The sequence below is a fragment of the Achromobacter sp. EG18 genome (assembly GCF_059759395.1).
The window spans coordinates 986,550-1,007,883 of the sequence record NZ_CM186213.1 but is presented as its reverse complement, the minus strand read 5'-3'; the positions used below and the strand labels follow the sequence as shown (position 1 = coordinate 1,007,883).

The window sequence follows — 21,334 nt, the reverse complement described above, 5'->3', positions numbered from 1 at the left end:
CGTAAATATTCGATACGATCCACTAAAGTTTTCGATTACTTGCAACTGGTCGCATCGCTGGCGCGTAGCGCCCACTACCATGGATGGCATCATGAACGTTTCCGGCCTGTCCCCCGTGATGCAGAAGCTGGCCACCCAGGTACGCCTGGCGGCCGAAACCGACGCCAGCGTCTTCATCGTCGGTGAAAGCGGCGCCGGCAAGGAAGTGGTGGCGCGCGCCATCCACGAAGCCAGCGAGCGCCGCGACCATCCCTTCATCGCCGTCAACTGCGGCGCCATCAGCGGTTCGCTGGCGCATGCCGAATTGTTCGGCCACGAAAAAGGCAGTTTCACCGGCGCCGTGGCGCAGAACGCCGGCTACTTCGAATCGGCCAGTGGCGGCACCCTGTTCCTGGATGAAGTGACCGAAATGCCGCCCGACATGCAGGTGCATTTCCTGCGCGTCCTGGAAACCGGCACTTACCAGCGCGTGGGCGGCACCGACCTGCTGCGGGCCAATGCGCGCATCCTGTGCGCGAGCAATCGCGATCCGGCGGCCTCGGTGGCCGACGGCCGCCTGCGGCAGGACTTCCTGCATCGGCTACTGGTGATCCCCCTGCGCGTGCCCCCGCTGCGCGAGCGCGATGGCGACGCGGTGACGCTGGCGCGACACTTTCTGAATGAACTGAACGCCCGCCACGGCACCAGCAAGACATTTTCGCCACGGATGCTGCAGGCCATCGGCCGGCACGAATGGCCGGGCAATGTGCGCGAACTGCGCAACGCCGTGCAGCGCGCCTACATCCTGTGCGACGAGGAACTGGACGCGGAATTGCCGCGCGCGCGCGCCGCGCCCCACGCCGAGTTCAAGGACGGCGCCCTGAGCTTCCCGGTGGGCACCGCCCTGGGCAACGCGCAGCGCGACTTCATTCTCGCCACCCTGGCCCATCACGGCGGCGACAAACGCCTGACGGCCGAAACCCTGGGTGTCAGCCTGAAGACGCTGTACAACCGCCTGGACGTCTACGAAAAGGATGTGGGCGGCGCCTGAGCGGCGGACCGGCGCGCGCGGCGTCACCAACGGGATCACTCCGTCCCCCGCCAGGGCGCAGTATTTACCGTCTTGTTGTAAACCCGGCCGGCGCCGCAGGCGCCGCAAGCCGCGCTCCCGCCCGCTGGGCGGCTTGGCATGATTATTGCATCGTTCCAGGAATGCGCCGCCCTTCCGGCGGCCCGCGTTGCAGGAGAGTTTCTTGGGACACCCGATGCAAGAATTGCGCCTGCGCCAGCAGATGACGCTGGCTCCCCGGTTGCAGCAGTCCGTCAAGCTGCTGCAGATGTCGGCGCTCGAATTCACCACCGCCGTCGAGTTGGCACTGGCGAGCAATCCGTTTCTCGAGGAAGTCGAGGAGCAAGTGCCGGACCCGGCGCAGGACGCCACTGAACCGACCGCGCCACCCGTCGACGATCCGTCCGAACCCGAAACACCAGCGGGCGAGATCACGCAGGTCACTCTGGAACCTGCCGCCACCACGCCCGAATACGCGGGCGACTATCCCGTTCCTTCCCGTGGCGACGGCGAAGACCACGACCTGAGCCAGTGGGCCAGCGCCCCCGTGTCGATGCGCGAAAAGCTGTCGCTGGAGCTGGGCAACTACCGGCTCGGGCCGCGCGACCGGTTGCTGGCCGAATTCATCATCGATGCGCTCGACGAGGACGGTTATCTGCGCACGCCGACCGCGAGCCTGTGCAATGCCCTGAGCGCCGATTTCACCCCCCCGCCGGATGACAGCGAATGGCTGGCGGCGCTGCGCCTGGTGCAGCAACTGGATGTGCCGGGCCTGGCCGCGCGCGATCTGCCGGAGTGCCTGGCGCTGCAACTGGAGGCCGCGCCCGGCATCGACGCGTCGCTGCGCAGACTGGCGCTGGATATCGTGCGCGGGCAGATCGACCGGCTCGCCAAGAACGACGTCGCCGGCTTGCGGCGGGCGCTGAACTGCTCCGACGACGCGTTGCGCGAGGCCTGCGCGCTCATCCGCAATCTGGACCCCAAGCCAGGTCGCCGCTATGACGGGCAGGCGCCGGTCTATGTGGTGCCGGACGTGTTCGTCGACAAATGGCGCTCGCGTTGGCGCGTCGTGCCCAATCGCAGCGCGATGCCGCAGGCCCGCCTGCACCAGGTCTATGCCGATCTGTTCCACCGGGCCCGGCTGGACGACCGCAGCCCCATGGCGCAGGAGCTGCAGGAGGCCCGCTGGCTGGTGCGCAATGTGGAGCAGCGCTACACCACCATACAGCGTGTCGCCGAGGCCATCGTCAAGCGTCAGCAGACCTTCTTCGAATACGGAGAAGTGGCGCTGCGGCCGTTGATGCTGAAAGAAGTTGCGGATGACCTCGACATGCATGAATCCACGGTGTCACGCGCCACGGTCAGCAAGTACATGGTGACGCCCCGCGGCGTCTTCGAGTTCCGCCATTTCTTCTCGCGTGAGCTGGCCACCGACTCGGGCGGGACCTGCTCGGCCGCCGCCGTGCGCGCGCTGATCAAGGAACTGATCGAGGCCGAAGACCCCGCCATGCCCTTGTCCGACGTCGCCCTGGCCCAGCAACTGGCCGCCAATGGCATCGTCCTGGCACGCCGCACCGTGTCGAAGTATCGTGGCCAATTGCGCCTTCCTCCCGCTGAATTGCGACGCGCCCATTGACCGTCTTGTCGTGTTGAAACGCCACGCGGGGAGCGATCAGGATCGCTCCCCGCGTGGCATCCAGGGCCGACACGGCCCGCGCGCCCCGGCGGACGCGCGGGCCGCCGCCACATCTACTTGCTGCCGCCGGTGTTGGGATAGCCCGGAGGCGGCGTGGCGCCGGCCGCTGGGGTGCGCGGCACATTGTCATTGGCCTCGCTATTGCGGTTCGGCATTTCGCCGCTGCGCTTGTCCGAGGACGGCGTGGTACCCCGCTTGTCCACATTGGGCGGCATGCTCTGCGTGCTCGGCGCGGCGTTCGGCGCCGGGGCGGCCTGGCCCGGCGGCACCGGCCGGTTCGGTTGCACGGCGGTGCCGTCATTCGGGGTGGTGGATGGCGCCGTGGGGCTGGCGGATTGCGCCCAGGCGGAGGAGCCGCCCAGACTGGCGGCCACGACGACGGCATAGGTCAACGCACGGATTTTCATGGGTTCACTCCTTGGTCAGGTTGCCCTGTTCCTATAGCAATCCCCATTCCCGTGGCCCGCCGCCCGCGGACGGCGTTGCGCCAGCGGCAATTTTTACCGCCACTTGAAACCCTGTCATGCCCCCCTCACATGCAACCCGGTCATCCCGTCGGCAGGCGCCTGCCATCGGTATGCGCGCCGGAGGATTCCAGCATGCGTTGCACCCGTTGCGCCAGCGCATCCAGCGCGAACGGCTTGACGATCAGCTCCATGCCGGTGTCAAGGAAGCCCGAGCCCCGCGCGGCGCTTTCCGCATAGCCGGTCATCAACAGCACTTTCAGGCCCGGATGCGTAGCGCGCGCGGCGTCGGCCAGTTGGCGGCCATTCAGGCCGGGCAGCCCCACGTCGGAGATCAACAGGTCGATATCGGCATTGGCGCGCAGCCGTTCCAGGCCCGTGTCGCCGTCTTCCGCCGCCAATACCCGCATGCCGAGCTCGGCCAGGCATTCGCAGACCATTTCGCGCACATTGGCCTCGTCCTCAACCACCATGACCACCGCCTGCCGCGCTCCGCCGGCCAGGGGGCCGGCCGTGGGCGCCGACGCGGCCGGCGCGATCGTGACGCCTTCGAAGCGCGGCAGGAAAATGCTGACCGAGGTGCCGGCGCCCACCTCGCTTTCCAGCGTCACGATGCCCCCCGCCTGCTTGGCGAAGCCGTAGATCATCGACAGGCCCAGGCCCGTGCCCTGCCCCAGCGGCTTGGTGGTGAAGAAGGGATCGAAGGCATGCGCCAGCACGTCTGGCGTCATGCCGCAGCCGACGTCGGTCACCCGCAGCTCGACGAACGCCCCGGGCGGTATGCCCGGATAGGGCAGCAGGAAGCTTTCGTCCAGCTGTGTGTTCGAGCCCGACACCGTCAGCGTGCCGCCGTCAGGCATCGCGTCGCAGGCGTTGATCACCAGGTTCAGCACCGCGCTCTCGAACTGGTTGCGATCGCAGCGTACCGGCCACAGGCCGGGTTCCAGATCGAAGACCAGTGACACGGCCTCGCCGGTATAGCGATGGAACAGGTCCACCATCGATTGCAGCGTGGCGGCCACCGCGAATGGCTGGGGATCGATCGGCTGGCGCCGCGAAAACGCCAGCAGGCGCTGGGTCAGATGGGCCGCGCGGTTGGCCGAGTCCATCGCCACGCCGACAAACCGCGTCGCCTGCTCCGGCGTGCCCGCCGCCAGCTTGCGCTGGATCAGATAGAGCGCGCCGGTGATTCCCTGCAGCATGTTATTGAAATCATGCGCAATGCCGCCGGTGAGCCGGCCCACCGCCTCCATCTTCTGCGCCTGGCGCAACGCATTCTCGGTTTCCAACAGCGTCTTGGCCTGCAATTTCAGGTCCGTGTCGTCACGGCCCGCCATGTACAGACTGTCCTGCGCCCATGACATGCTCCAGGTGATCCAGGCGTAGCTGCCGTCGCGCTTGAGGATGCGATTCTCCAGGTGCCGCACTCCCTGCGATGCCGGCGCGTGCCGGGCCTGCGCCAGCGCCGCGCGCGTGGCTTCGTAGTCGTCCGGATGGATCTGCTGGCGCAATCCCATCGCCAGGAATTGCTCCGGGGTCCACCCCAGGATCGATCGCACCGCGGGATTCACGCTGGCATAGCGTCCCTGGCTGTCGATCACCGCGAGCAATTCCGGCGACAGGCGCCAGATGCGATCGCGTTCGGCGATGGCATGCTCGACCCGCTGCTCCAGCATGCGAGCGTACTGCGACCGCTCGACCGCGCCGCAGAGCCGCTCGGCCACCTCCTCGATGCAGGTGATATCGCCGCGCCGCAGATGGGCGCCGGGCGCCGGCCGGGCCACCAGCGCGCCGCCCTGGCGCCCCCAGCGGCCCATCGGTACCACGATGGCGGACGGCACGATATCTCCATCGGCCTGCGCCAGCAACGGCTCCATGAAAGCGGTGCGCCCGCCGCGCAGCGCCTCGCACAAGCGCTCGTCCAGGAGCGTGGGGTCCGCGCCCGCCTGCATCGCGTCACCGGCCGCCCCCGGCCGCCATTGGGTCGAGAGCACCGGTTCGGCCCCCTCCCCCGGCCAGTCCACCACCGCCACCAGGCCAAGCGCAAGGTGCTGGCCCAGACTTTCGCAGGCAAGCTGCTCGATCGCGGACTGCTGCTGCAGTTCGCGCATGCGGTCGCCCAGCCCCAGCATGAAATTCTTGCGGTGCTGGCCTTCCCACAACTCCGCCTCGGCTGCCTTGCGCGCGGTGACATCCAGGAACAGCGCCATCATCTGGTTATCGCCCTGGCGCCGCGCGCGCGCCTCGTACCAGGCCTGGCGCGGCGCCGGCACGGCGAACTCGAACTGCGCGGGCACGCCACTTTCGACCACCTGCGCAAACGTGTCCAGGATCTGGTCCGGCACGCCGGGTATCATCTCGCGCAACGTATGGCCGAGCGTATCGCCTTCCTTCATGCCGCTTTGGCGCTCGAATGCCGGGTTGACCTCGATAAAACGGAAATCGACGATACGCCCTTGCGCATCGCGCAGCGCCTCGCTCAGGAAGAACGCCTCCTGCATGCCTTCGAACATGGCGCGCCAGCGCTCGCCGCTGCGGCGCAGCGCGGTCTCGGTCACGTGTCGTTCGATCGCCAGCGCGGCGCTGCGCGTGATCACGGCGATGGCGTCGATATCGTCGGCCGTGGGAGAGCGCGGCGCCATGTAGTAGTTCGAAAACACGCCGAGCAGATGCCCATCCGCCGCCTTGATGGGCGTGGACCAGCACGCCCTCAGCCCGTGCGCCAGCGCCAGCGAGCGCCACCGCGCCCAGGCAGGGTCGGTGGCAATGTCCTCGACGTACACCGGACAGCCGCAATGCGCGGCCGCGCCCCACGAGGCCATCTGCGGCCCGATCGGCGCCGGATCGATCGCGGCATTGAACGCCGCTGGCAGGCTGGGCGCGGCGCCATGGCGCAGGAACGCGCCGGTTTCGTCGACCAGCGCGATCGAGGCGCGCAGTTCGACACTGGATTGGGCCTCGATGGCGTGCAGCATATGTCCCAGCACCTCGGCCAGCGGCACGCCGGCGGCAATGCGTTGCAGCATGACGCGCTCGTCCTCGAGCCGCGCGAGCGTGTCGGTCCAGGGATGGGGTACGCGGTCTCGCTGGGTCAGCATGGAATCTCCTGCAGGGTTTCCAGACTGTATTGCGAGCGCGCCGCAACAGCCGCAACCCAAGGTAACGCGGCATTACGGCGATATGGCACGACCCAGGAGGCTCAGCGCGGCGATTCGGCGCTTTCGCGCGCCAGCCCCAGCGCCGTCAGCGCCTCGGGCTTGTCGACCAGCACGCATTGCTTGCCGGTGCGGGTGCAGTGGTCCTTCACGCGCCAATAGGCGCCGTGGCTGACGCAACCTGTCTGGCAGATGACCAGGTCCGCCGCCACCAGGCTGGCTTCGAGGGTGTCGCCATTGGTGCTTTCACCGCCGCAATGGCCCAGGTAGCGCCCGCCAGCCATTTCCACCACCTTTCGCGTCAGCATCAGGGCCATGGCATCCTCGCCCACGCACAGCACGGATTTTTCGCGCAGCGTGGCCGCGGCGATGACCGCGGCAGGCACCGTCGGCTTCGCCGCGGAATCGAGCGGATGGGCGCGCGCCTGGGCGGCACGGTCCTGCCAGGCCAGGCGCTCGCGCATCAGGTTCTGCACCCGCTCCATCAATTGCGCCACGCGCCGCGCCAGCGCCACGCGCCGGGGCAGCCCGGGGATCGCGCCCTCGAGCGCGGCGCGATCTTCCCGCGCCCAGGCGAGCGCCGTATCGCGCTGGATCACCGCCGCGCGCAGCTTGAAGACCTCGGCCTCCAGGCATTGGATGCGCTGCGCCTGGGCGCTCAGCAGGCGGCTGCAGCGCGCCTGGGCCTGGCCATAGGCGACGAGCAAGGCCGCGTGTTCGCGGTGCAGCGAATTGGGCGCCTGGAAAGCTAGGGTCATCGGAGGCCTCTCGGAATGGCGGGCAACATGGCATCCGCGTGGGCGGCGCCGTCGACATGCGAGGCATTATAAATGAGAATGCGTCCGTTTACCGATATAGCGATATCCCCCGCCCTGCTGCGGGAAATCCATTACTGACGGCCCCGGACCGCTTAAATATGATCAACGGACCATACCGGCACACAAGCCCGCGACACGCAAGTCCGCCGGCTTGATCAGACGCCCCTCCAGGACGCTCGCGCCTTGTCTGTTCCCGGCTGCGGCCGCTGGCCGCGGATTCAATGAAGTGAGGGGCACCCGATGCCGAGATCCACCGAACTTCTGCGCGACATCCACGAAACCAATCTCATGTATCTGCTGCTGTTGCAGCGGATGGCGCGCAGCGGCAACCTGCCGGCGCTGGCGGGCATGCAGATATCGGCCCAGGCCTGCCAGTGGCTGGCCGCCCTGGCGCCGCAAGACCTGGCCCGCCTGTCCCGATGCAGCATGGTGCTCGCCCAGTTGAGCCTCGAACCGCACCTGCTACTGGCGGCCCTCAGCCAGGGCATGGACGCGACGCTGGCGGCCGAGGCGCCCCCTCTGCGGACGCCGGCCTGACAGCCGTTGCGGCCGCGGCATCCCCGGACGGAATCCGGACGTCGCGCCTGCCGTACCGAAACTGCGAAGACCGGCCGCGTCAGGCCGTATGGCACACCACGCACAGCTTGTTACCGTCGGGGTCGCGGAAATAGGCGCCGTAGTAATTCGCATGGTACTCAGGCCGCAGGCCCGGTGGCCCTTCGCAGCGCCCGCCGTGCGCCAGCGCCAGTGCGTGGCAACGATCCACGGTGGCGCGGTCTTCAGCCAGGAACGCTGTCATCTGCCCATTGCCCGGCGCGGCCGGCGCGCCATCGTAGGCCGTGCCGATCACCAGTAACGGGCGGCCGCCGCCGGCCGGCTGCCAGCCTGCCCACGGCCGCTCGCGCTCGAGAAAGCGCGGCGAGAGCCCGAGCGCCTGCGTGAGGACGGAATAGAAAGCATGGGCACGATCGAAATCGTTGACGCCAAGGCAAACATGCGAAAACATGCGCGGTCTCCAGGATGGGGGCATGCGATTATGACGCGCTCCCCCCGACCGCGGGCGCTTGCGGCAGACGCGCCGTGCGCCAGTACAGCGCCGCGCTGATGAGCAATGCCAACGCCAGCAGGCCGCCGGCCATCGCGGCCACGCCCGGCCAACGGCCATCGGTCCAGAAATGTCCGCCCAGCGAACCCAGCACACTGGAGCCGACGTAATACACCAGCAGGTACAGCGAAGCCGCCAAGGCCTTGTAGCCGCGCGACATCTGGCCGACCCAACCGCTGGCCACCGCATGCGCGGCGAAGAATCCGAAGGTGAACACCACGATGCCCGCGATCAGCAGCGGCAGGGCATCCGACAGGGTCAGCAGCAGGCCCGCCAGCGCCAGGCCGGTCGCGGCCGCCAGCATGGCGCCGCGTCCATGGCGATCGGCCAGGCGGCCGAAATAGGTGGAAGCGAAAATGCCGACCAGGTACACCACGAAAATGAAGCCGATGAACGTCTGGCTCAGCGAAAACGGCGGCGCCAGCAGGCGGAAGCCGACATAGTTGTAAACCGTGACGAACGCGCCCATCAACAGGCCGCCCATGGCGAACAGGCCGCACAGCGGGCCGTTGCGCAGATGCGCGCCGATGCCGGCTCGCACGTCGCCGGCCACGCCGGCCCAGCCGCGCGGGCGCCGCGGCGTGAAGCGCCGCGAGGCCGGCAGCAGCCAGATGAACAGCACGGCCGCCACCACGCCCAGCAGCCCCAGCGTGCCCAGGGCCGCGCGCCATCCGAAATGATCCGACACCAGGCCGGTGATGACGCGGCCGGAGAGCCCGCCGAAGGCGCTGCCGCTGATGTACAGCCCCATCGCGAAGCCCAGCGTGTCGGGTTCGACTTCCTCGGCCAGGTAGGCCATGGCCACCGCCGGCACCCCGCCCATCGCCACGCCTTGCAGGGCGCGCAACGCCAGCAGGCTGTGCCAGTCGGGCGCGATCGCCGCCGCCGTGCCCAGGATGGCCGAGGCCAGCAGCGACAGCGCCATGATCCGCTTGCGCGGCAACGCCTGGGAAAACAGGCCGACCAGGAAGATGGCGATGGCCAGCAGGCCGGTACAGAGCGACAGCACCAGGCTGCTCTCGGCCGGGGACACGCCAAAGGCCTGCGTGAACAGCGGCATCAGCGGCTGCACGCAATACAGCAGCGAAAAGGTCGAAAAACCGGCCGCGAACAGCGCCCATTGGGCGCGCCGCAGGGCCGGCGTGCCGCGCGCCAGGTAATCGGGCTGCGGCGCGGGGGACGCGGCGCCAGGGGTGGAGGCGGAAGCGGCGGAAGCAGTGGACATCGGGATTCTCGAAAAACACCGGGCAACGGCCCGTGTGACCAAAGTAGACTTTTCCCCTGCATATGTCCAATATATGAAACCGGCACTCGCTATATTTAATAACGATGGAACTGAGACACCTGCGCTATTTCACCGTGGTCGCCGACGAGCTGCACTTCACCCGCGCCGCCGCGCGGCTGGGTATCGGCCAGCCGCCGCTGAGCCAGCAGATCCAGCAGCTGGAGCGCGAGATCGGCACGCCGCTGTTCCTGCGCCTGCCGCGCGGCGTCGAACTGACCGAGGCCGGCGCCCAATTCCTGGAAGACGCGCGCGCCATCCTGGCCAGCGCCGACCGCGCCATCGACACGGCGCGCCGCCTCGGACGGGGCGAGCATGGCGCCATCACCGTCGGATTCACGGCCTCGGCCGTGTTCCATCCCTATCTGCCGCGCGCCATCCGGGCGTTCCGCGACCGCTATCCCGACGTGCGCATCAGCCTCACGGAAAGCAACACCATCAGCCTGCTGCGCGGCCTGCGCGAGAACGCCGTGGACGTGGCATTCGTGCGGCCGCCCTACGTGCTTGACCCGGAGTTCGAATCCGAGCGCGTGCTGGACGAACCGATGTTGATCGCCCTGCCTCCCGGCCATCCGCTCAGCCGCAAGCGCAGCGTGCCCATCGCCGCCCTCGCGGACCAGGATTTCGTGCTCTATCCGCGCCCTATCGGCGCCGGCCTGTACGATGCCATCCAGGGCGCCTGCCTGCGCGCCGGCTTCACGCCCCGCGTGATCCAGGAGGCGCCGCAGATGGCGTCCATCGTCAGCCTGGTGGCGGCGGGCGTGGGCATCTCGATCGTGCCGGCGGCCATGCGCCACATGGGCGCGCAAGGCATCGAGTACCGGCCGATCAAGGGCGATGCGCCGCATGCCTTGCTGGACATGGCCTACCGCCGCCACGACCGCTCCATCGCCGCGCGCAACGCGGTCCAGATGCTGCGGGGGCTGGCCCACCCGGAACACGCGGCGCCAGCGTGAAACCCGCCTGGTATCGCCTTGTCGCCTTTGTCACCTCCTGTAAACCCCGGCGGCGCGGCGCCCTGTAAATTGTCGCGCTATCGCCGCAGCGGCCCCCTGGCGGGGCCCGGCCGGCGCAACCCGCCCATAGGTGCACACGTGCAACGTACTCTCCTGGCTGTGGCCCTTGCCACGCTTCCCGGTCTGGCCGCGGCGGCCGGATTGGCCTCCTCCATCGGCGCCGTCACGGTCTACCAGGACCGCGCCGTGGTCACCCGCGCCGCCAGCAGCGACCTGCCGGCCGGCGAGCACGAGCTGGTGCTGGAAAAGCTGCCGGCCAGCCTGCAGGAAAACTCGCTGCAGGTGTCCGCCAAGAGCACCGGCCAGGCCACCCTGCTGGACGTGCGGGTGCGCGACGCCTTCCAGGCCGATACGCCCAACGACCGCGTCAAGCAGCTGGAAGATCAGATCCGCAAGATCGAGGGCCAGCAGGGCGCGCTCGACGACGAGGCGGCGGTGCTGGAGAACCAGCGCGAACTGGTGGCGATGATGCAACGGGGCGCCACCGAACCGGCCAAGGACGGTCCGCGCCCGACCCTGGATGAACTGAAGGCGATCCAGTCGCTCAGCGCCGACACGCTCAACCGCGTGCTGGCCGGCCTGCGTCGTGTCGCCGAGCAACGCGAAGACCTGGAACGCCAGTTGTCCGCCGCGCAAGGCGAATTGGGCCAGCTGCAGGGCCAGCTCAACCGCCGCACCAAGACCGTCACGCTGCGCGTCAACCTGGCGCGCGCCGGCAAACTGGACCTGAACGTCTCCTACGCAGTCGCCGGGGCCCGTTGGACACCCGCCTACGACGCGCGCCTGCGCCCCGCCGACCGCAGCGTCGACCTGGGTTATTTCGGCGTCATCCGGCAGAACACCGGCGAGGACTGGAACAACGTCAAGCTGACGCTGTCGACCGCGCAGCCAGCCCTGGGCGGCGGCGCGCCCAAGCTCAATCCGTGGATCATCGACGTGGCGGCGCCGCCGCAACCTGTCAGGCCGATGCCGGCGACGGCCCCCGCGCCGGTCGTGCGCAACGAATCTCGCGCGCGCATGAGCCCCAAGGCCAGTGCCGAGATGGCGGCCGACGAGGCAGCGTATGCGCTGGAAGACGTCAAGGATTCGACCGCCGCGGTACAGTCGGAGGCCACCAGCGCGTCGTTCCAGATCCGCGCCCCGGCCACGCTGCCGTCGGACAACAGCGTGCAGCGCGTCGCCATCACCACCGCCAAGCTGCCCGCCACGCTGCAATACCAATCCACGCCGGCGCTGCGCGAGGCGGCCTTCCTGACCGCCCTGGCCAGCAACGGCACCGACTACCCGTTCCTGGCGGGCACGCTCAATACCTTCCTGGATGACGCCTTCGTCGCCGCCTCTTCCATGAAGACGGTGATGCCGGGCGAGAAACTCGAACTGGCGCTGGGCGCCGACGACGGCATCTCGATCAAGCGCCAGTTGGTCAATCGCTTCACCGAAAGCACCGGTTTTTCCGGCAACGGCAAGCGCGTGACCTACGAGTACAAGATCACCGTCAAGAACAACAAGGCCACCAAGGAACAGGTCACCTTCAAGGATCGCCTGCCGATCTCGCGCAACGAGAAGATCGAAGTCAAGCTGCTGTCGCCCGCCGAACGCGACATCAAGCGCGAAGACGACGGCGTGCTGGTCTGGAACTGGGAAATGGAACCGGGCAAGTCGCGCGACGTGGTGTTCAAGTTCTCGGTCGATCACCCGGGCGACATCGACGTGGCCGGCCTCTGACGACGACTGTCTTCGCGGCTGCCGCCGGGGCGCTCATCGCCGGCGGCAGAACGCGATGAAATCGTCCGGCGGCAGCGGCACCGAAATCCCATAGCCCTGCGCCACCTTGCAACCGAGTTCGCGCAGCAACTGGATGTCGCGCTCCTGCTCGACCCCTTCGGCCACCACCCGGCGTCCCAGGACGCGCCCCATTTCGATGGCGGCCGCCACCACCGCGCGCGACGCCGGCTCGCGGTGCATGTGGACGATGAAATCGCGGTCGATCTTCAGTTCCGTGAACGGCATGGCCGAAAACAGCCGCATCGACGCAATGCCGGCGCCAAAGTCGTCCATCGCCAGCTCGAAGCCGCGCACCCGCAGCAGGTTCAGCGCCGACGACAGCGTCAACCAGTCGGTGACCGGCTCGTCCTCGGTAAGCTCCACCTTGACCAGGCGGGTCGGCAGGCCGGCCTGCGTCACGCGCGTTTCCAGCGCGTCCGGCAGGCCGGGCGCGCACAGCGTCGAGGCCGATGCGTTGATCGCGATCGGCACCGCGATTCCCTCCGCGTGCATCGCCACCTGCACCTCGACCACGCAATCGGCAACGCGGTTGAACAGGGTCTGGTCCAGCCCCAGCCGGTGCGCGGCCGGCACGAAGTCAACGGCGGGAATGGCGCCCAACGATGGATGGGTCCAGCGCGACAGCGCTTCGGCCGCGACGGCGCGACCGCTGTCCAGGTCGACCTGCGGCTGCAGCACCACGCTCATGCCCTCGCCCGAACTCAGCGCATGGCCCAGTTCGGCCTCGATTTCATCGCGCCGCACGGCCGTCTGGCGCGGCGAAGCCGTCGTGCCGTGTTCGATGCTGTGCAGGGCCATTTTGACGGCATGCTGCATGGCGTTGCGCGAGACCGGCTTGGACAGCGCCAGCGACGACGGGCAGCCGCCCTGCAGCGCCAGCCGCACGTGCGACTGCAGCAGTTCGTCCGACAGGCTGCTGATCCAGATGATGGGCGGCATGCTCTTGAGCCGGCCTCCGTCGACCAGCTGGCGCAACTCGGTCGGCAGGCGCGTGCCGTCACCTTCGCCCATGACGATGTCGCTGATCACCACGTCGTAGGCCTGGCGCGCCAGCGCGCTGACGGCTTCGGTGCTGCTGCCCACGCCCGCGACCCGGCGATAGCCCAGCGCCAGCAGCATATTCTGCAGATAGGCCCGCTCCACGGGGTGGTCTTCCACCAGAAGGATCCGTCGGTTGGCACCGGCGTCGGTCTTGGGCATCGCGCACGTCCTCGGGATGTCGGCATGTCCCTCCATGCTACGGCATCTTCCGCGACTGTAGCGCCGGCGACGACGGGCTAGGTCCTATTGCGCCCCCGCGGCCGCCGATCGGCCTAGACCGTGGGGGACATAGCCCGGACGGACGAAGCCCGCCGGTGCGATAATGACGCTCTTTTCCGCATCTATGGCACGGAGCTTCCCTTGACCCGCATTGACGATCCCCTGCACGACCGCGAGGTCGGCACGGCCGACGCCACCCAGGACAACACCCGCACGGACGACACCCGCATCAGCGCCGTGCGGCCGTTGATTTCGCCCGCCCTGCTGCAGGACGAACTGCCGGTTTCGGCCGAGATCCAGACGCTGGTCGAAGACAGCCGCGCCCGCATCGCCGACGTGCTTCACGGCCGCGACGACCGCCTGGTGCTGGTGGTCGGCCCCTGCTCCATCCACGACCACGCCCAGGCCATGGAATACGCGCGCCAGCTGCGCGCCGCCGCCGACCAGTATCGCGATGACCTGCTGGTCGTCATGCGCGTGTACTTCGAAAAGCCGCGCACCACCGTCGGCTGGAAGGGCTACATCAACGACCCGCGCCTGGATGGCAGCTTCCGCATCAACGAAGGCCTGCGCCGTGCCCGCGAGTTGCTGCTGGACATCAGCGGCCTGGGCCTGCCGATCGCCACCGAATTCCTCGACCTGCTCAGCCCGCAATACATCGCCGACCTGATCGCCTGGGGCGCCATCGGCGCGCGCACCACCGAAAGTCCCAGCCATCGCCAGCTCAGCTCCGGCCTGAGCTGCCCGCTGGGGTTCAAGAACGGCACCGACGGCGGCGTGCAGATCGCGGCCGACGCCATCGTCGCCGCCAGCGCCAAGCATGCCTTCATGGGCATGACCAAGATGGGCATGGCCGCCATCTTCGAAACCCGCGGCAACGTGGACACCCACGTGATCCTGCGCGGCGGCAAGCAAGGCCCGAACTACGATGCGGCCAGCGTCGACGCCTGTTGCGCCGTGCTGCGCGCCGCCGGCCAACGCGAACAGGTCATGATCGATTGCTCGCACGCCAATTCCAACAAGTCGCACCTGCGCCAGGTCGACGTGGCGCGCGACATCGCCGCCCAGCTCAGCCGCGGCGATCGCCGCATCACCGGCGTGATGATCGAAAGCCACCTCGAGGAAGGCCGCCAGGATCTCAAGCCGGGCCAGCCGTTGCGCCATGGCGTGTCGATCACCGACGCCTGCCTGGGCTGGGCCCAGACGCTGCCGGTGCTGGACCTGCTGGCGCAAGCGGTGCGCGAGCGCCGCGCCCACGCCTGAACCGGCGCCGCCTCAGCGGTTCAAGGCGTAAGGCGCCGGGTCCATGTCCGGCGCCTGCCCCGTCACCAGGCAGGCCAGCAGCTTGCCGGTCACCGGCCCCAGCGTGAAGCCGTGGTGCGCATGGCCGAACGCCAGCCACAATCCCGGATGGCGCGGCGCCGGGCCGATCACCGGCCGCATGTCCGGCATGCACGGCCGGCATCCCATCCAGGGCGTCTTCTCCACCGCGGCGCCCAGCGGCAGCAGTTGCGCCGCCAGCGCCCGGGTACGCGCCACCTGTACCGGCGTCGGCGCCGCGTCGCGCGGCGCGAACTCGGCCCCGGTGGTCAGGCGCAGGCCCAGCGTCATGGGCGATACCACGAAACCACTGTCGATATCGGCCACCGGCCGCGACAGCGCGGCGCCGCCCTCCAGGGCGAAATGCTGGTGATAGCCGCGCTTGACCGCCATCGGTATGCGATATCCCAGCGGCCGCAATACATCGGGCGACCAGGGGCCCAGCGCAACCACCACGTCGCGCGCCTCCAGCGGCCCCGTCGCCCCACGCACCCGCCAACCGCCGGACACCGACTCCAGCGTGCGCGCATCCCCCCGCGCCAGTATGCCGCCGCGTTGCTGGAACAAGGCCGCGTAGCCGCGCGCCACCGCTCCCGGGTCCGATACATTGACCGGATCGCGCCAATGGATCGCGCCCACCAGGCGCGACGACAATGACGGTTCCAGCGCCGCCAGGCCCTGGCGGTCCAGCACCGCGTAATCCAATCCGTAGGCCGCCAGCGCGGCGGCCTCGGCGACCGCGGCATCGAGGCTGGCCTGGGTCCGCATGCCGTCGATCCAGCCATTGCGGCGGAACAGCCGGCCGATGCCGGCCGCGTCCTTGAGCGCGTCGTGCTCGGCCACGCTGCGCTCGATCAGCGGCAGCATGGCGGCGGCCGCCCGCGCCAGCCGGGACGGCGCGGAATGCCACCAGTAGCGCAGCAGCCAGGGCGCGATGCGCGGCAGGAAGCGCGCATGGTAGCGGACGTCGGGCCGACGGTTGCCGGCATAGCGCAACAGGCTGCGCCAGTCGCGCGGAAAGGCATAGGGAATGACGCTGGCGCGTTCGATCAACCCGGCATTGCCGTAGCTGGTTTCCTCGCCCGGACCGCGCCGGTCCAGCAGGGTCACCGCGCGGCCGCGCGCCTGCAGATGCAGCGCCGCGCTCACGCCGACGATACCCGCGCCCAGGACTACCACGTCTGTTTTCATGCGCGGCATTCTGCGCCGCCGCGAGGGGTTCGGCAAGCCACGACCGCGGGCGTAGAATCATCCGTCGCCCCGGGGAGGCCTGCCACGACGGTCCGCGCCCGACCCCGACGCGCTCACGGAGCCACGCCATGCCCGCCCCCGCTTCCCTTCAACCGGTCACGCTCGATGGCCAGATCGTGCGTCTGGAACCCCTAACGCTGGACCACGCGGGTCCGCTCGCGCAAGTCGGCCTCGATCAGGAACTGTGGCGGCTGCAGCCCGAACCGGTGGCGTCGGCCGCGGACATGCGCCGCTATGTCGAACGCGCCCTGGCGGGCCAGGCGGCGGGCGCCTGCCTGCCGTTCGCCATCGTCCGCCGCGCCGACGGCCAGGTCATCGGCACGACCCGGTACATGGATATCGCGCTGCCGCACAGGCGCCTGGAGATCGGCGCCACCTGGCTGACACCCGCCAGCCAGCGCAGCGGCGCCAACACCGAAGCGAAATATCTTTTATTGCAGCACGCCTTTGAAACAATTGGTATCATACGCGTCGTATTCAAGACGGAGGCGGCCAATGTGCAATCGCGGCAAGCCATCCTGCGCATCGGCGGCGTCGAGGAAGGCGTGTTTCGCAAGCACCTGATCGCGCAGTCCGGACGCACCCGCGACATGGTCTATTTCGCCATCCTCGACGACGACTGGCCCGCCGCCAAAGCGCGCCTGCTGGCGCGCCTGCGGCGCGCGCCCTGAACGTCGCGGCGCTCGCTCTTTGTGGTTTCATCATGGCCGGCACTCAAGTTCCCGCGACTCGAGGCCGTTAACGCAGTACCGCGGGACGGGTTCTGCCCCTCCCCGCCCTTCTCAAGTCAGGTATGGATCGTTCTCCCCTCGCCCCGCCCGCGTCGCTCGGGCACAATCGCCGCAGCATCTTCATCTACACCGAAGAGCAACGGGGCAACCAGCTGGTCGAGTCGCCGGTCATCGGCATGCTGTCGGACGTCTCGGGTTCGGACAAGCTCGTCGTCGTGCGCGACCCGTTCAGCGGCATCAAATTCATCTACCGCGTCGACCACGAAAGCAACAACCTCGACGCGGCGGCCATTACTGAGCAGGACGAGTCTGCTTTCGATGGCAAGAACGCGGTGCAGATCAACTCCATGTCCTACAAACTGGGAACCGCCGAGAATGCGATGAAGCTGCTGCGCGGCAAGACCCAATGGATCCAGGACAAGGGCGCGGTGCTGTCGGTCCTGCTGCAGAATGCGGCCGCGCGCAAGACGCGATTCGCTCCGCCCCGCATCGAACGCGACCGCGTGCGCCGCGTGCCGCAGGGCGTGCCGGTCGAATACCTGGCGGACCCGCGAACGGGCGCCGAGTGATGGCGCCCTGGCGGTGAACAACTTCCAGCCGCTGTTTTTTATCCACAGTTTCTGTGGATAAAAAAGTCGCCCGCGCACGGCTGCTGGCCGTTCCCGCCACACGGCAGGGGCTGCGCATTTTTTGATCAGCCCCATTTCCTCGGCCGGGCCGGCCGCGTCGGGCGCGTTGCATCGCAATATGCGGCGCCGCCGCAACGGCGATAATGATATTCTCCGCGAAGCGCCTCGAGGGGACCACACCGGTTGGCGTGCCTTCCGGTCCTGCGCCCGCGCCCGGCGGACTCACCCACACCAATAAGAAGCCGTAGCATGAAAGGAGCGGAAAGCGTGTTTGCCCTTGGAGCGCCTCGAGCACAACCGCTAGCTTGTCCGGCGCCGTGACCATCATCATCGTCGACGATCACGGGGACTGGCGCGACACCATCGCCGAATTCATCCACGACCTCGGCCTGGGCGAAGCCATCCTCACCGCCGGATCGCTGGCCGAGCTGGACCAGTTGCTGCTGAGCGTCACGCCGGGCATCCTGGTGCTGGACGCCATGCTGCCGGACGGCGATGGCCTGGCGCGGGTGTCGCACTTGCGCACCACCTATCCGTCAATGGGCATCATCATGCTGACCGGCCGCCTGCTGAGCGAAGACAAGGTGTCGGGATTGAGCCTGGGCGCCGACCATTACCTCACCAAGCCCGTCAACCTGGCCGAACTGGGCGCGACGCTGGTGTCGCTGTCGCGACGCCTGCGGGTGGTGCCGGCCGTCGACCCCGAAGCCCCCTCCGCCGAGATCTGGCGCTTCGACCCGGCGCGCCGCATGCTGGTGTCGCCCAAGCGCGTCCACGTCGACATCACCGATACCGAAAGCCGCCTCATCGGCGCCTTGATCCAGGCCGCCCCGCTGCCGCTTTCGCGCGGCCGGCTGGTCGAGGCCCTGGGCGCCAGCGCCGAAGCCTACGACACGCATCGGCTCGATGCCCACATGCACCGCCTGCGCCGCAAACTGCGGGCGCAGGCGGGCGCCGACATGGGCATCCGCACGGTCTATGGCGTCGGCTACGTCTGCACCATGCCCGTGCAGATCGTTGGCAACCTCCAGTCCTGAACAACCGCCGCCATGCCACTGACCGCACGCCCTCGCCGTTCCGTCCTCTACATGCCTGGCGCCAATGCGCGCGCCCTGGACAAGGCCCGCGACCTCGACGCCGATGCGCTGATCCTCGACCTCGAGGACGCGGTCGCGCCGGACGCCAAGGCGCTTGCGCGGCAACAGGTGGTGGCCGCCCTGCGCGCCGGCGGCTACGGGCGGCGCGAATGCGTGGTCCGCATCAACGCCCTCGATACGCCGTGGGGCCTGGACGATGCGCGCGCCATCGCGCGCGCCGGCGCCGACGCGGTGTTGCTGCCCAAGGTGCAATCGGCGGCCGAACTCGATGCGCTGGCGCGCGCCCTGGATGCTGCTGGCGCGCCCGCCACCTTGCCGCTGTGGGCCATGGCGGAAACGCCGCTGGGATTCCTGCGGCTCGACGCCATCGCCGGCGGCCATCCCCGCCTCGCCGCGATCGTGGTCGGCACCTCCGACCTGGTCAAGGACCTGCATGCGCGTCATACCCCGGAACGCCACGAAACCCTGCTGGCGCGCTCGCTGGCGGTGCTGGCGGCGCGGGCCCATGGCCTGGCGGTCCTCGATGGCGTGCACCTGGACCTGGACGACGACGCCGGCCTGGCCGCCGCCTGCAAGCAGGGGCGCGACCAGGGGTTCGATGGCAAGACACTGATCCACCCCAGGCAGATCGCAGCGGCCAATGCCGCCTTCGCGCCCACCGACGCCGAGCTGGCCAGCGCGCGCAGGCGATTGGAAGCCTGGCACGCGGCGCGGGCGGCGGGCCGGGGCGTGGCGGTGGTCGACGGCGCCCTGGTCGAGAACCTGCATGCGCGCGAAGCCGAACGCCTGCTGGCCCTGGCCGCCGCGATCGCCGGCCAACCGGATCCGGACTGAACACCACGCGGGGCGACGGTCCGCGCGGCCAGCTACAATAGCGGCCGCGATCGGATGGGCGCCCTGCCCCATCCGCCTGTCGCGCCTGGCGCGGCCCACCCTGCCACGCCGCCGGCGCGATTCCTCCACGGTTCCCCTTTTTGCGCCGCAGCTTGTGGCGGGAGCCTTGCCGCGCGCCCTGCGCGCCCTCCAGCCACACGATTCATGATCCGCTTACAACAAGTTTCACTGATGCGCGGCGTCAAGCCCTTGTTCGACAAGGTCGACCTGCTGCTCAACCCCGGCGACAAGATCGGCCTGATCGGCGCCAACGGCGCCGGCAAGTCGAGCCTGTTCGGCCTGTTGCGCGGCACGCTGCACGCCGACCAGGGCGACCTCGATTATCCCGCCAGTTGGCGCATGGCCTACGTGGCGCAGGAAACGCCCGCGCTGGACCGCCCCGCCATCGAATACGCCATCGACGGCGACGTCACGCTGCGCAGGCTCGAAGCCGAGCTGGCCGCGCTGGAAGCGGAGCCCGAGAGCGCCGAGAACGGCCTGCGCATGGCCGATATCTACGCCGCGCTGGCCGACGCCGATGCCTACACGGTGCACTCGCGCGCCGAGCAATTGCTGACCGGCCTGGGCTTCACGCAGGCGCAGATGCAGCTGCCGCTCACCAGCTTCTCCGGCGGCTGGCGCATGCGGCTGAACCTGGCGCAGGCGTTGATGTGCCCGTCCGACCTGCTGCTGCTGGACGAGCCCACCAACCACCTGGACCTGGACGCCATCATCTGGCTGGAGGATTGGCTCAAGCGCTATCCGGGCACGCTCATCGTCATCTCGCACGACCGCGACTTCCTGGACGGCGTGGTCAACGTCATCGTCCACATCGACGAACGCAAGCTCAAGCGCTACTCGGGCAACTACTCGTCGTTCGAGCGCCAGCGCGCGGCTCAACTGGAACTGGCGCAGGGCATGATCGAAAAGCAGATGCGCCAGCGCGCGCACCTGCAATCCTTCATCGACCGCTTCAAGGCCCAGGCCAGCAAGGCGCGCCAGGCGCAGAGCCGCATCAAGGCGCTGGCCCGCATGGAAGAAGTGGCGCCGCTGCGCGCCGCGGCCGAGTTCTCGTTCGAGTTCCGCGAGCCGCTGCGCGCGCCCAATCCGCTCTTGACGATGGACAAGGTCAGCGCCGGCTACCGCAACACCGACGAGGACAGCGGCGTCACCTCCGACAGCATCATCGTGTCGGGCATCGACTTTTCATTGCAGGCGGGCCAGCGCCTGGGCCTGCTGGGCATCAACGGCGCCGGCAAGTCGACCTTCATCAAGACCATCGCCGGCGAGTTGCAGTCGCTGGCCGGCGAGACGCAGTTCAACAAGGGCCTGTCGATCGGCTACTTCGCCCAGCACCAGGTCGAGATGCTGCGCCACGACGAATCGCCGCTGTGGCACATGACCAAGATCGCGCCCACGGTGCGCGAACAGGAACTGCGCAACTTCCTGGGCAGCTTCAATTTCAACGGCGCCATGGCCACCAGCTCGATCGCGCCCTTCTCCGGCGGCGAGAAGGCGCGCCTGGCGCTGGCGCTGATCGTCTGGCAGCGCCCCAATCTGCTGCTGCTCGATGAACCCACCAACCACCTGGACCTGGAAACCCGCGAAGCGCTGACCACCGCGCTGGCGCAGTTCGAAGGCACGCTGGTGCTGGTCTCTCACGACCGCCACCTGCTGCGCGCCACCACCGACCAGTTCATCATCGTCGCCGACGGCCGCTTCAGCCCGTTCGACGGCGACCTGGACGACTACAAGGACTGGCTCTACAAGACCAAGCTGTCGGCCAAGGCCGCCGCCTGATCGG

General features: G+C 68.6%; 18 protein-coding genes. 11 read left to right on the top strand and 7 right to left on the bottom strand.

What is annotated here, in order from left to right:
* The first annotated feature begins 91 nt into the window (after positions 1 to 91).
* Positions 92 to 1,030: a sigma-54 interaction domain-containing protein gene (locus tag AC6CR5_RS04810; protein ID WP_024068793.1), complete on the top strand. Its 939-nt coding sequence runs from the start codon at positions 92 to 94 to the stop codon at positions 1,028 to 1,030.
* Positions 1,031 to 1,244: 214 nt separating this feature from the next.
* Positions 1,245 to 2,684, top strand: a complete 1,440-nt coding sequence (locus tag AC6CR5_RS04805; RefSeq protein WP_173001287.1) for an RNA polymerase factor sigma-54 — start codon at positions 1,245 to 1,247, stop codon at positions 2,682 to 2,684.
* Positions 2,685 to 2,797: 113 nt separating this feature from the next.
* Here the strand turns inward: AC6CR5_RS04805 and AC6CR5_RS04800 are convergent, their stop codons facing one another.
* The 3 genes from AC6CR5_RS04800 to AC6CR5_RS04790 form a co-directional block, all read right to left on the bottom strand.
* Entirely contained in the window at positions 2,798 to 3,151 is a 354-nt protein-coding gene (locus tag AC6CR5_RS04800; protein ID WP_498085289.1) for a hypothetical protein, read from the bottom strand.
* A gap of 140 nt (positions 3,152 to 3,291) precedes the next feature.
* Positions 3,292 to 6,306, bottom strand: a complete 3,015-nt coding sequence (locus AC6CR5_RS04795) for a GAF domain-containing hybrid sensor histidine kinase/response regulator (protein ID WP_020927580.1) — start codon at positions 6,304 to 6,306, stop codon at positions 3,292 to 3,294.
* Positions 6,307 to 6,407: 101 nt separating this feature from the next.
* Positions 6,408 to 7,121 carry a DUF2325 domain-containing protein gene (locus AC6CR5_RS04790; protein WP_498085288.1) on the bottom strand — a complete coding sequence of 238 codons (714 nt, stop codon included), beginning with the start codon at positions 7,119 to 7,121 and terminating at the stop codon, positions 6,408 to 6,410.
* Positions 7,122 to 7,421: 300 nt separating this feature from the next.
* On the opposite strand from AC6CR5_RS04790, the gene AC6CR5_RS04785 reads away from it, so the two are divergent.
* A complete protein-coding gene (locus AC6CR5_RS04785) occupies positions 7,422 to 7,718 on the top strand; it encodes a flagellar transcriptional regulator FlhD (RefSeq protein WP_054517377.1) in 297 nt (98 codons plus the stop codon).
* 79 nt (positions 7,719 to 7,797) lie between these two features.
* On the opposite strand, the gene AC6CR5_RS04780 is transcribed toward AC6CR5_RS04785, so the two are convergent.
* The gene (locus tag AC6CR5_RS04780) at positions 7,798 to 8,187 is read right to left on the bottom strand and encodes a VOC family protein (RefSeq protein ID WP_054447600.1); all 390 of its coding nucleotides are present in this window, start codon (positions 8,185 to 8,187) and stop codon (positions 7,798 to 7,800) included.
* Positions 8,188 to 8,215: 28 nt separating this feature from the next.
* On the bottom strand, positions 8,216 to 9,511 hold the full coding sequence (locus AC6CR5_RS04775; RefSeq protein WP_020927576.1) for an MFS transporter: 1,296 nt from the start codon (positions 9,509 to 9,511) through the stop codon (positions 8,216 to 8,218).
* Between the two features lie 104 nt (positions 9,512 to 9,615).
* Here AC6CR5_RS04775 and AC6CR5_RS04770 point away from each other — a divergent pair, with 104 nt between their 5' ends.
* Both AC6CR5_RS04770 and AC6CR5_RS04765 read left to right on the top strand, forming a co-directional pair.
* Positions 9,616 to 10,524 (top strand): LysR family transcriptional regulator, encoded by a 909-nt coding sequence (locus AC6CR5_RS04770; RefSeq protein ID WP_006386065.1) that lies wholly within the window; start codon positions 9,616 to 9,618, stop codon positions 10,522 to 10,524.
* Between the two features lie 138 nt (positions 10,525 to 10,662).
* Entirely contained in the window at positions 10,663 to 12,309 is a 1,647-nt protein-coding gene (locus tag AC6CR5_RS04765) for a mucoidy inhibitor MuiA family protein (RefSeq protein ID WP_498085287.1), read from the top strand.
* A gap of 33 nt (positions 12,310 to 12,342) precedes the next feature.
* On the opposite strand, the gene AC6CR5_RS04760 is transcribed toward AC6CR5_RS04765, so the two are convergent.
* Positions 12,343 to 13,569 carry an EAL domain-containing response regulator gene (locus tag AC6CR5_RS04760; RefSeq protein ID WP_006386067.1) on the bottom strand — a complete coding sequence of 409 codons (1,227 nt, stop codon included), beginning with the start codon at positions 13,567 to 13,569 and terminating at the stop codon, positions 12,343 to 12,345.
* A 201-nt stretch (positions 13,570 to 13,770) separates the two neighbouring features.
* On the opposite strand from AC6CR5_RS04760, the gene AC6CR5_RS04755 reads away from it, so the two are divergent.
* Positions 13,771 to 14,892, top strand: a complete 1,122-nt coding sequence (locus AC6CR5_RS04755) for a 3-deoxy-7-phosphoheptulonate synthase (protein WP_006386068.1) — start codon at positions 13,771 to 13,773, stop codon at positions 14,890 to 14,892.
* Positions 14,893 to 14,904: 12 nt separating this feature from the next.
* On the opposite strand, the gene AC6CR5_RS04750 is transcribed toward AC6CR5_RS04755, so the two are convergent.
* Positions 14,905 to 16,140: an NAD(P)/FAD-dependent oxidoreductase gene (locus AC6CR5_RS04750; protein ID WP_150100392.1), complete on the bottom strand. Its 1,236-nt coding sequence runs from the start codon at positions 16,138 to 16,140 to the stop codon at positions 14,905 to 14,907.
* Between the two features lie 128 nt (positions 16,141 to 16,268).
* Here AC6CR5_RS04750 and AC6CR5_RS04745 point away from each other — a divergent pair, with 128 nt between their 5' ends.
* The 5 genes from AC6CR5_RS04745 (at position 16,269) to AC6CR5_RS04725 (ending at position 21,330) form a co-directional block, all read left to right on the top strand.
* Positions 16,269 to 16,871, top strand: a complete 603-nt coding sequence (locus AC6CR5_RS04745; protein WP_498085286.1) for a GNAT family N-acetyltransferase — start codon at positions 16,269 to 16,271, stop codon at positions 16,869 to 16,871.
* Positions 16,872 to 16,993: 122 nt separating this feature from the next.
* On the top strand, positions 16,994 to 17,500 hold the full coding sequence (locus AC6CR5_RS04740; protein WP_006386071.1) for a hypothetical protein: 507 nt from the start codon (positions 16,994 to 16,996) through the stop codon (positions 17,498 to 17,500).
* Between the two features lie 377 nt (positions 17,501 to 17,877).
* Positions 17,878 to 18,597, top strand: coding sequence for a response regulator transcription factor (locus AC6CR5_RS04735; protein WP_035182282.1), 720 nt, complete (start codon positions 17,878 to 17,880; stop codon positions 18,595 to 18,597).
* Between the two features lie 12 nt (positions 18,598 to 18,609).
* Entirely contained in the window at positions 18,610 to 19,491 is an 882-nt protein-coding gene (locus AC6CR5_RS04730; protein ID WP_006386073.1) for an HpcH/HpaI aldolase/citrate lyase family protein, read from the top strand.
* A 204-nt stretch (positions 19,492 to 19,695) separates the two neighbouring features.
* Positions 19,696 to 21,330, top strand: coding sequence for an ATP-binding cassette domain-containing protein (locus AC6CR5_RS04725; RefSeq protein ID WP_269877099.1), 1,635 nt, complete (start codon positions 19,696 to 19,698; stop codon positions 21,328 to 21,330).
* Positions 21,331 to 21,334 lie beyond the last annotated feature (4 nt).

What these genes read in the sequence shown, in the direction of transcription:
- AC6CR5_RS04810 (WP_024068793.1), top strand. Translation starts at nt 92, where the DNA reads ATGAACGTTTCCGGCCTGTCCCCCGTGATGCAGAAGCTGGCCACCCAG.
- AC6CR5_RS04805 (WP_173001287.1), top strand. Translation starts at nt 1,245, where the DNA reads ATGCAAGAATTGCGCCTGCGCCAGCAGATGACGCTGGCTCCCCGGTTG.
- AC6CR5_RS04800 (WP_498085289.1), bottom strand. Translation starts at nt 3,151, where the DNA reads ATGAAAATCCGTGCGTTGACCTATGCCGTCGTCGTGGCCGCCAGTCTG.
- AC6CR5_RS04795 (WP_020927580.1), bottom strand. Translation starts at nt 6,306, where the DNA reads ATGCTGACCCAGCGAGACCGCGTACCCCATCCCTGGACCGACACGCTC.
- AC6CR5_RS04790 (WP_498085288.1), bottom strand. Translation starts at nt 7,121, where the DNA reads ATGACCCTAGCTTTCCAGGCGCCCAATTCGCTGCACCGCGAACACGCG.
- AC6CR5_RS04785 (WP_054517377.1), top strand. Translation starts at nt 7,422, where the DNA reads ATGCCGAGATCCACCGAACTTCTGCGCGACATCCACGAAACCAATCTC.
- AC6CR5_RS04780 (WP_054447600.1), bottom strand. Translation starts at nt 8,187, where the DNA reads ATGTTTTCGCATGTTTGCCTTGGCGTCAACGATTTCGATCGTGCCCAT.
- AC6CR5_RS04775 (WP_020927576.1), bottom strand. Translation starts at nt 9,511, where the DNA reads ATGTCCACTGCTTCCGCCGCTTCCGCCTCCACCCCTGGCGCCGCGTCC.
- AC6CR5_RS04770 (WP_006386065.1), top strand. Translation starts at nt 9,616, where the DNA reads ATGGAACTGAGACACCTGCGCTATTTCACCGTGGTCGCCGACGAGCTG.
- AC6CR5_RS04760 (WP_006386067.1), bottom strand. Translation starts at nt 13,569, where the DNA reads ATGCCCAAGACCGACGCCGGTGCCAACCGACGGATCCTTCTGGTGGAA.
- AC6CR5_RS04750 (WP_150100392.1), bottom strand. Translation starts at nt 16,140, where the DNA reads ATGAAAACAGACGTGGTAGTCCTGGGCGCGGGTATCGTCGGCGTGAGC.
- AC6CR5_RS04745 (WP_498085286.1), top strand. Translation starts at nt 16,269, where the DNA reads ATGCCCGCCCCCGCTTCCCTTCAACCGGTCACGCTCGATGGCCAGATC.
- AC6CR5_RS04740 (WP_006386071.1), top strand. Translation starts at nt 16,994, where the DNA reads ATGGATCGTTCTCCCCTCGCCCCGCCCGCGTCGCTCGGGCACAATCGC.
- AC6CR5_RS04730 (WP_006386073.1), top strand. Translation starts at nt 18,610, where the DNA reads ATGCCACTGACCGCACGCCCTCGCCGTTCCGTCCTCTACATGCCTGGC.
- AC6CR5_RS04725 (WP_269877099.1), top strand. Translation starts at nt 19,696, where the DNA reads ATGATCCGCTTACAACAAGTTTCACTGATGCGCGGCGTCAAGCCCTTG.